This is a genomic window from Pseudomonas sp. G1002, assembly GCF_013385455.1.
Lineage (GTDB): Bacteria > Pseudomonadota > Gammaproteobacteria > Pseudomonadales > Pseudomonadaceae > Aquipseudomonas.
In genome coordinates this window covers 104,538-113,075 of the sequence record NZ_JACAPY010000052.1, presented here as the reverse complement: position 1 = coordinate 113,075, position 8,538 = coordinate 104,538, and the positions used below count along the sequence as shown (strand labels likewise).

The 8,538-nt window shown below is 61.9% G+C and carries 9 protein-coding genes; 6 read left to right on the top strand and 3 right to left on the bottom strand.

The features are described from left to right. The first annotated feature begins 284 nt into the window (after nucleotides 1–284). The 6 genes from fmdA to HX801_RS29645 are packed head-to-tail and all read left to right on the top strand — an operon-like array spanning nucleotide 285 to nucleotide 5,875. The gene (gene fmdA, locus HX801_RS29670) at nucleotides 285–1,514 is read left to right on the top strand and encodes a formamidase (RefSeq protein WP_076016701.1); all 1,230 of its coding nucleotides are present in this window, start codon (nucleotides 285–287) and stop codon (nucleotides 1,512–1,514) included. Nucleotides 1,515–1,516: 2 nt separating this feature from the next. After that, a complete protein-coding gene (locus tag HX801_RS29665; RefSeq protein WP_008432727.1) occupies nucleotides 1,517–1,864 on the top strand; it encodes a zinc ribbon domain-containing protein in 348 nt (115 codons plus the stop codon). A 15-nt stretch (nucleotides 1,865–1,879) separates the two neighbouring features. After that, the gene (locus tag HX801_RS29660) at nucleotides 1,880–2,923 is read left to right on the top strand and encodes an aliphatic amidase (protein WP_177023259.1); all 1,044 of its coding nucleotides are present in this window, start codon (nucleotides 1,880–1,882) and stop codon (nucleotides 2,921–2,923) included. Nucleotides 2,924–2,926: 3 nt separating this feature from the next. Next, a complete protein-coding gene (locus tag HX801_RS29655) occupies nucleotides 2,927–3,883 on the top strand; it encodes an AAA family ATPase (RefSeq protein WP_177023258.1) in 957 nt (318 codons plus the stop codon). 50 nt (nucleotides 3,884–3,933) lie between these two features. Then, nucleotides 3,934–4,497 carry a DUF2239 family protein gene (locus HX801_RS29650; RefSeq protein ID WP_177023257.1) on the top strand — a complete coding sequence of 188 codons (564 nt, stop codon included), beginning with the start codon at nucleotides 3,934–3,936 and terminating at the stop codon, nucleotides 4,495–4,497. 22 nt (nucleotides 4,498–4,519) lie between these two features. Then, entirely contained in the window at nucleotides 4,520–5,875 is a 1,356-nt protein-coding gene (locus HX801_RS29645) for an MATE family efflux transporter (RefSeq protein ID WP_177023256.1), read from the top strand. Between the two features lie 124 nt (nucleotides 5,876–5,999). Here the strand turns inward: HX801_RS29645 and HX801_RS29640 are convergent, their stop codons facing one another. From HX801_RS29640 to HX801_RS29630, 3 genes are all read right to left on the bottom strand, one after another. After that, nucleotides 6,000–6,461 carry a DUF4440 domain-containing protein gene (locus tag HX801_RS29640; protein ID WP_008432732.1) on the bottom strand — a complete coding sequence of 154 codons (462 nt, stop codon included), beginning with the start codon at nucleotides 6,459–6,461 and terminating at the stop codon, nucleotides 6,000–6,002. 72 nt (nucleotides 6,462–6,533) lie between these two features. After that, nucleotides 6,534–7,505 (bottom strand): GlxA family transcriptional regulator, encoded by a 972-nt coding sequence (locus HX801_RS29635; RefSeq protein ID WP_008432734.1) that lies wholly within the window; start codon nucleotides 7,503–7,505, stop codon nucleotides 6,534–6,536. 165 nt (nucleotides 7,506–7,670) lie between these two features. Further along, entirely contained in the window at nucleotides 7,671–8,450 is a 780-nt protein-coding gene (locus HX801_RS29630; protein WP_177023255.1) for a helix-turn-helix transcriptional regulator, read from the bottom strand. Between the last annotated feature and the right edge of the window lie 88 nt (nucleotides 8,451–8,538).

The window sequence follows — 8,538 nt, the reverse complement described above, 5'->3', positions numbered from 1 at the left end:
CCTGGGCCAAGGATGGCCCATGACGGCGGCCCACGGTCCAAAGCCGGAGTGAGGGCACACCGAGCCTAGGCGAGGTGCCGAGTGGTGGGGCAAGAGCGTTTTGCTTACTTTTGCGCTGTTCAAAAGTGAGCCGCTGTAAGAGCGGAACCGATATCAGCCATCACCCAAAAAACGGATATGCCCCCCAACCCCAAAGACGCATACGTCATCCAACGTATTCCCCGCCCAACCCCATCCCCGTGAGACTGCTCCCGACAGCCAACCCACCCTCCGGGAGCACCTCGATGACCGACACCCTGATCAAAGTCGACCTCAACCAACCCGTCACCGAAAACGAACAGATCCACAACCGTTGGCACCCGGACATCCCGATGGCTTGCTGGGTCAAACCCGGCGATGACTTCATCCTCGAAACCTACGACTGGACCGCCGGCGCCATCAAGAACAACGACGACGCCAGCGACGTGCGCGACGTCGACCTCTCCACCGTGCATTACCTCTCCGGCCCGGTGGGCGTACACGGCGCCGAACCCGGCGACTTGCTGGTGGTCGACCTGCTCGACATCGGCGCCAAGGCCGACTCCCAGTGGGGTTTCAACGGCTTCTTCTCCCGCCAGAACGGCGGCGGCTTTCTCACCGATCACTTCCCCAGCGCGCAAAAAGCCATCTGGGATTTCAAGGGTATGTTCACCAGCTCCCGGCACATCCCGGGCGTCAATTTTGCGGGCCTGATCCACCCCGGCCTGATCGGCTGCCTGCCCGACCCGGTGATGCTCGCCGACTGGAATCGTCGCGAGCAGGAGCTGATCGACACCAACCCGACCCGCGTCCCACCCCTGGCCAACGCCCCGCTGGCCGCCACCGCGCACATGGGCAAACTCAAGGGCTCGGCCCGTGACGATGCCGCCGCCACCGGTGCCCGCACCGTGCCGCCCCGTGAGCATGGCGGCAACTGCGATATCAAGGATTTGTCCCGCGGCTCGAAGATCTATTTCCCGGTGTACGTCAACGGCGCCGGCCTGTCGGTGGGCGACTTGCACTTCAGCCAGGGCGACGGCGAAATCACCTTTTGCGGCGCCATCGAAATGGCCGGCTGGGTGCACATGAAGGTCGAGCTGATCAAGGGCGGCATGGCCAAATACGGGATCAAGAACCCGGTGTTCAAGCCAAGCCCGATCACCCCGAACTACAAGAACTACCTGATCTTCGAAGGCATCTCCGTCGACGAACAGGGCCAGCAGCATTACCTGGACGTCAATGTCGCTTACCGCCAGGCCTGCCTGAATGCGATCAACTACCTGACCAAGTTCGGCTACTCGCCGGCCCAGGGGTATGCGTTGCTCGGCTCGGCGCCGGTGCAGGGGCATATCAGCGGCGTGGTGGACATCCCCAACGCCTGCGCGACGTTGTGGCTGCCGACTGAAATCTTCGAGTTCGACATCAACCCCAACGCCAACGGCCCGACCCAATTCCTCGACGGCAGCATTGACCTGCCCATCGCACCGGACCTGTAGCCATGCCGACCTACGAATATGCCTGTGAGTCCTGCGGCACCTTCACGATGCTGCGGCCCATGGCCCAGCGTCACGAACCCAGCCAATGTCCGTATTGCGACGGCCCGGGCGGGCAGTTGCTGCTGTCGGCGCCGGCGCTGACCACGCTGTCGGCCAATCAGCGCAAGGCCATAGCCGGTAACGAGCGCAGCGCCCATGCGCCGCAAACCGTCGGCGAATATCAGGCAGCGCGCAAGCACCCGGCGGGCTGCAGTTGCTGTGGCACCAGCAAGCCGGTGGTGCCGAGCAAGGCCAACCCGCTGGGGCTCAAGACCAGGACCGGGCCACGGCCCTGGATGATCAGTCATTGACCGAGGAGATTTGCAATGCGCCATGGCGACATTTCCAGCAGCCCGGACACGGTCGGCGTTGCTGTCGTGAACTACAAGATGCCGCGCCTGCACAGCAAGGCCGAAGTCATCGATAACGCGAAGAAGATTGCCGAGATTATTGTCGGCATGAAGCAGGGTTTGCCCGGCATGGACCTGGTGGTGTTCCCCGAATACAGCACCATGGGGATCATGTACGACCACGACGAGATGATGGCGACCGCCGCGAGTATTCCCGGCGAGGAGACGGCGATTTTCTCCGCGGCCTGCCGCCAGGCCAATACCTGGGGCGTGTTTTCCCTGACCGGTGAACGCCACGAGGAGCACCCGTACAAGGCGCCGTACAACACGCTGGTGCTGATCAATAACCTCGGCGAGATCGTCCAGCGTTATCGCAAGTGCATTCCGTGGTGCCCGATCGAGGGCTGGTACCCGGGCGATCGCACCTACGTGTGCGACGGGCCCAAGGGCATGAAGGTCAGCCTGATCATCTGCGACGACGGCAACTACCCGGAGATCTGGCGTGACTGTGCGATGAAAGGCGCCGAGCTGATCGTGCGCTGCCAGGGCTATATGTACCCGGCCAAGGAGCAGCAGGTGCAGATGTCCAAGAGCATGGCCTGGGCCAATAACTGCTACGTGGCGGTGGCGAATGCGGCGGGGTTCGACGGGGTGTATTCGTACTTCGGGCACTCGGCGATCATCGGCTTCGATGGCCGTACCCTGGGCGAGTGCGGCGAAGAAGAGATGGGCATTCAGTACGCCCAGCTGTCGGTGTCGCAGATCCGCGATGCGCGGGCCAACGACCAGTCGCAGAACCATCTGTTCAAGCTGCTGCACCGTGGCTACACCGGCATGCATGCCTCGGGCGATGGGGACAAGGGCATGGCGGATTGCCCATTCGAGTTCTATCGCACCTGGGTGCTGGACGCGCAAAAGGCCCAAGAGAATGTCGAGGCCTTCACCCGTAGCACCGTCGGTGTCGCCGAATGCCCGGTGGGGCAGTTGCCCCATGGTGGTAAAGAAAAAACGGCGGGTTGAGGCATGCGGTTTACTTTTGAACCGGCCCAGGTCATGGCCTTGCTGCGCAGCCGTATCGTTGGCCAGGACGCAGCCCTGGCCCAAATGGAAGGGTTGCTCAAGGTGGTCAAGGCCGATATCGGTGAGCGTGAGCGGCCGTTGAGCGTCAACCTGTTCATGGGGCCTACCGGGGTCGGCAAGACGGAAATCGTCCGGCTGCTGGCCCAGGCGTTGCACGGGCGTGCCGACGGGTTCTGCCGTATCGACATGCACACCCTGGCCCAGGAGCATTATGCCGCCGCACTCACCGGTGCACCGCCGGGTTATGTCGGCAGCAAGGAGGGCATCAGCCTGTTCAACAGCGAACTGATCCAGGGTAGCTACAGCCGCCCTGGTATCGTTCTGTTCGACGAGTTGGAGAAAGCCAGCCAGGAAGTGGTGCGCAGCCTGCTGGGCATCCTTGAAAACGGCCAGCTGACGCTGGCGGGCGGCGCTCGTACGCTGGACTTTCGCAACAGCCTGATCTTCATGACCAGCAATATCGGCGCCCAGCAGGCGCGTCGGCACCGGCAACGCTTTGCCCCGTTGCGCTGGTGGGCGCGCGGTGAAGCGGGGGTGTTGGAGGACGCCTTGCACCGCCACTTCGAGCCGGAATTTCTCAATCGCATCGATCGTATCCTGATGTTCGAGCCCATCGACCATCAGTGGCTTGAGGCGCTGCTCAAGGTGGAACTCGGCAAACTCAATCAACGCCTGGCGGCGCAGCACCGATCATTGGTGCTGGATGAATCGGCACGTGCCTGGCTGTGCCGCGACCATGACGTACGGTTCGGCGCCCGCGCCTTGGGCCGCCGATTGCGGGTGGAGCTGGAGCCGGCGATTGCCGAATGCGTATTGCGCGACCCGGGTGTGGGCCCCATGGGCGCGACTGTCGACAGTGATCGTTTGGTGGTTTCGCAACAAGCGGCTTGCATCCAATAAATTTCAGACTAATATAACCCGGGTAAAACAAAATAATCCGGGTAAAAGTCATGAGCGCATCACAGTGCACCGCCTTCCTTGGCCACCAACGCGTGGCCGCCGGCTCTTATGCCGACGTCGCCAAAAACCTGAAAAACCTCGACCTGGCGACGGGCAGCTTGCTGGTGTTTGATGACGCCAGCGGTGTTCAAGTCGACTATCCCTGGCCCGCCGGTTACGCACCGCAGCAACCGACCCTCGCGGTGACGGAGGCCGACGTGCCGGCGTCACCTGCGGTAGGCCGTCCGAAGCTGGGGGTGGTCGCCCGTGAAGTGACCTTGCTGCCGAGGCACTGGGAGTGGCTCGGACAACAACGCGGCGGCGCCTCGGCGGCCTTGCGCCGGTTGGTGGACGAAGCGCGCAACGCCCATGCCGAGCACGATGAGCGGCGCCAGGCCAAGGAATCCAGCTATCGTTTCATGAGCGCCCTGGGCGGCGACCTGCCGGGTTTCGAAGAGGCCTCGCGGGCGTTGTTTGCCCAGGACGGCGCCGACTTTTCCAACAAGATTGCGCACTGGCCGGTGGATGTGAAGTTGTACCTGGCCTGGTTGTCACGCAACGCTTTCCCTGCCTAATTGCATTGAGATCCGAACCTTCATGGAAGTCACCCAGCAACGACCGTTGTGGCAGATCTACCTGATCTTTCTGGCACCCATGGTGCTGTCCAATTTCCTCCAGAGCTTTTCCGGCACGCTGAACGGGATCTATGTCGGGCAGATGCTCGGCACCCAGGCGTTGGCGGCGGTGTCGGGGATGTTCCCCATCGTGTTTTTCTTTATCGCCCTGGTGATCGGCCTGGGGGCGGGCGCTTCGGTGCTGATCGGCCAGGCGTGGGGCGCGCAGGAAACCTCGATGGTCAAGTCGATCACCGGCGCCACCCTGACCCTCGGCGCCCTGATCGGGGTGATCGCGGCGGTGCTGGGCAGCGTGTTTGCGCGCCCGGCAATGCAGGCCCTGGGCACACCGGTGGATGTGCTGGATGACGCGGTGGGTTATGCGCAGATGATGATGCTGATCATGCCGTTGTTGCTGGTGTTCATCCTGTTCACCCAACTGCTGCGGGGCGTGAGTGACACGGTGTCGCCCTTATTGGCGCTGATGGTGTCGACCACCGTGGGCCTGGTGCTGACCCCTGCGCTGATCAAGGGCTGGCTGGGCCTGCCGCCGATGGGTATCCAGAGCGCGGTGGTGGCGGGGTTGGTGGGTAATGCCCTGGCGATGACGTTCCTGGTGCTGCGCCTGCGCCATAAAAACCACGTGATGGCGCCGGATCGCCAGTTGATGGCGGCGCTGCGGCTGGATCGGGTGATCCTGGGCAAGGTCCTGCGTATCGGGTTGCCCACTGGGTTGCAGATGGTGGTGCTGTCGTTGTCGGAGCTGGTGATTCTGGCGCTGGTCAACAGCCATGGTTCCCAGGCGACGGCGGCGTATGGGGCGGTGACGCAGATCGTCAACTATGTGCAGTTTCCGGCATTGTCGATTGCGATCACCGCGTCGATTCTGGGGGCGCAGGCGATCGGGGCGGGGCGCCTGGAGCGGATCGGGCCGATCCTGCGTACGGGGATTTTGATCAACCTGTGCCTGACGGGTGGGTTGATAGTGCTGGGGTATGTGTTGTCGCACTGGCTGTTGGGGGTGTTCATTACCGACGTGGATGCGCGGGTCAAGGCCGAGCACCTGCTGCATATCATGCTTTGGAGCATCCTGGTGTTCGGTTTTCAGGCCGTGGTGGGCGGGATCATGCGGGCCAGCGGGGTGGTGCTGGTGCCGGTGGGGATCTCGATCGTTTGCGTGTTGGGGGTGGAGTTGCCGGTGGCGTATCTGCTGAATGCGCGGTTTGGGCTGGAAGGGGTGTGGATGGCGTTTCCGGTGACGTATCTGGCGATGTTGGGGTTGCAGACGGCGTATTACCGGTTGGTTTGGCGGCATAAGCAGATCAAGCGGTTGGTGTGAGTGTGTGGGGTGGCGCGGGTACCTATTCGTCATATAGGTACCGGCCATCCAGGACTATCAAATTGATGACGCAACGCTAAGACGCGTAAGCGTTTGCGCCAAGGTCTCGTTTTCGGACATCGGCTTATTTGAAGTTGGTATCGGCGATCGGCATGATGCTCGCTACACGCCAGCCATCCTTGCCCATGACCAGCGTCTGGCTGATCAGGAAGGTGCTGTCGGTAGGTGTTTCACCGGCGTGGCTACGGGTGAAGGTGATCGGCACCATCAGTTGCGCAACGTTATCGGCCACCAGCACCACGCTGAAGTGGCTCATGTCGGGCTTAAGTTGCCAGGCGCCCTGGTAGTACACCTTGAGCTTGCTGACCACCGCATCCGGCCCCCAGTTTTCGCCACCTCGGGCGTACCAGAGCATTTTTGGCGAGTCCCAGAGCATTGCCTTGATCTGGGTGAGGTCGTGGGCGTTTTGAGCGGCGACAAACCGGGTGAAGAAGGCGCGAGCGTCATCCTCTTTGGCTGCGGCGAAGCTTGTGGTGGCGCTAAGCAGGCTGAGCAAGGCGCCGAAGGCCAGGGCATAAGGTTTCATGGAGTTCCTCGGGAATCGGGTTGAGTGACCTGAGGTTTAGCCTAGGCTCGGGCAGGGCGAAGCAAAGGCCATTTAACCCTCGTTTCTGGACATTCCCGATGCCGCCGTTTCCGACCGGCTTCTTGCCGTGCGCCGCATCACCTGCGGCGGTTTGCCGAATTCGCGGATAAATGCCCTTCGCATGCGTTCGCTGTCGCCAAAGCCGGTCTGGCGGGCAATGCCTTCGATAGGATGACGGCCGTCCTGGATCAGCACCAAGGCTGTTTCGATCCGCAGCTTTTCAATGGCTTTGGCTGGGGATACGCCGGTCTGTGCTCGAAACGCCCTGCTGAATTGGCGCAGGCTTAAATGGGCTGCTTCGGCCAGTTCGTCGAGGCTCAGGCTGCGATGCAGGTTATTGCGCGCATAGGCTATGGCAGTCTGGATACGGTCGGTCTTCTGTTCCATGTCCAGCAGTGCCGAGGACTGTGGCTGCCCCCCGGCACGGCGGTTTTGCAGGATGAAGGTTTTCGATACCGCCCGCGCTACCGTCGCGCCAAGATCGGCTTCGACCATCGCCAGGGCTTGGTCGATGCCAGCGGTCATGCCGGCGCTTGTCCATAGCGAACCGTCGACGATAAACAAACGCTCCTCTTCCAGCCGCACCTTGGGGTAGCGTTTGCGGAATTCTGCCGCGAAAAACCAGTGGGTGGTCGCTCGCATACCGTCAAGCAAACCTGCTTGGGCCAGGAAGAAGGTTCCGGAGCAGGTGGCGGCCAGGCGTCGGCTATTTCTGGCAGCCTGACGCAGGTAATCCAGCAAGCCGGGCGTGAATTCGCGGTCATTGCCGCCACCGATGATCACCGTGTCGAATGCAGTCTTGCCGAAGGCTTCAGTCTGCACCACCACGCCGAGTGAACTGCGTACCGGCCCGCCGTGCTCCGAGATCAGACGTACGTCGTAATGGGTTTTACCCAATGCATTATTGGCACTCTCGAAAACTGACAGTGCAGAGAAACTCATGACGCCGAAACCGGAAAAGGTGATGAAACCAATGCGTTGCATGAGGCGCTCCAAAACCGTCTGATCTGTCAATCAAGGTGACAGACAGATTACCTGAAGCGGATTTTTTCCCGTAGTACCGCGTCGGTAAAGTCATTGACGCCGTTACCGCAGCAACGGGTAAATACCCCGGACCAATCCATCCACAAATCCCCCCACCGGTCTCAATCAGCGTCGCAACTCGTTGCTGAAATAACGACTCGGCACCTCACCCAACACACGCTTGAACACCGTCGCAAACGCACTCGGGCTGCTATACCCCAAATCCAGCGCCACCCTGGTCACCGGTTCCCCATTGCCCAGCCGCACAATCCCCGCCAGCAGGCAGGCTTGCTGGCGCCACTGCAGGTAACTGATACCCGTGGCTTGACGAAACTGCCGGGTAAACGTCCGGCGGCTCATCCCCGCGCCGAAGGCCATGGCATCAATGCTGACCTCCAACGAAGGCCCAGCCAGAAACTCTTCGCAGGCCTTCGCCAATCGAGGCTCGGCCGGCAACGGCGCACACAGCGGCAGCACCGGCATCCGGGCGATCTCGTGCAGCAGCAAGCCCATCAAATAGCTGTCGCGGCCACCCATCGCGTAACGCGCAGGTACCTCGACGGCCTTCTCCAGCAACTGCCCAAGCAGCGGCGACACATCCAGCACCTGGCACTGTTGCGGCAACTCCAGCCGCCGCGCCGCCTGCGGGCGAATGTAGGTGTTGAGCATCGTCACCGGCCCGCGCATCAGCATGGCGTGGGACACATGCGGCGGCACCCAGATCGCGCGGCAGGGCGGCACCACCCAGTTACCGGTGGCGCTGTAGACGGTAATGACACCCTGGCTGGCATAGGCCAACTGGCCTCGCGGGTGCGCGTGGGCGGGGAACAGCTCGCCGTCGGCATAGTCGATGGCGGTCACGACCACGTCGCGCGGGGTGTTTTCGTAGGGATGAATATCGGGCATGGCCTGATTCTAGCCTTTGTTGACCCACAATCGCAGGCGGGCCATCGCGGTTTACGAAAAAATCTGTCGGATGCACGGCCTCCTGTCG

Bases quoted from the DNA above. Each gene is read 5' to 3' on its own strand.
- fmdA (WP_076016701.1), top strand. From the start codon at position 285: ATGACCGACACCCTGATCAAAGTCGACCTCAACCAACCCGTCACCGAA.
- HX801_RS29665 (WP_008432727.1), top strand. From the start codon at position 1,517: ATGCCGACCTACGAATATGCCTGTGAGTCCTGCGGCACCTTCACGATG.
- HX801_RS29660 (WP_177023259.1), top strand. From the start codon at position 1,880: ATGCGCCATGGCGACATTTCCAGCAGCCCGGACACGGTCGGCGTTGCT.
- HX801_RS29655 (WP_177023258.1), top strand. From the start codon at position 2,927: ATGCGGTTTACTTTTGAACCGGCCCAGGTCATGGCCTTGCTGCGCAGC.
- HX801_RS29650 (WP_177023257.1), top strand. From the start codon at position 3,934: ATGAGCGCATCACAGTGCACCGCCTTCCTTGGCCACCAACGCGTGGCC.
- HX801_RS29645 (WP_177023256.1), top strand. From the start codon at position 4,520: ATGGAAGTCACCCAGCAACGACCGTTGTGGCAGATCTACCTGATCTTT.
- HX801_RS29640 (WP_008432732.1), bottom strand. From the start codon at position 6,461: ATGAAACCTTATGCCCTGGCCTTCGGCGCCTTGCTCAGCCTGCTTAGC.
- HX801_RS29635 (WP_008432734.1), bottom strand. From the start codon at position 7,505: ATGCAACGCATTGGTTTCATCACCTTTTCCGGTTTCGGCGTCATGAGT.
- HX801_RS29630 (WP_177023255.1), bottom strand. From the start codon at position 8,450: ATGCCCGATATTCATCCCTACGAAAACACCCCGCGCGACGTGGTCGTG.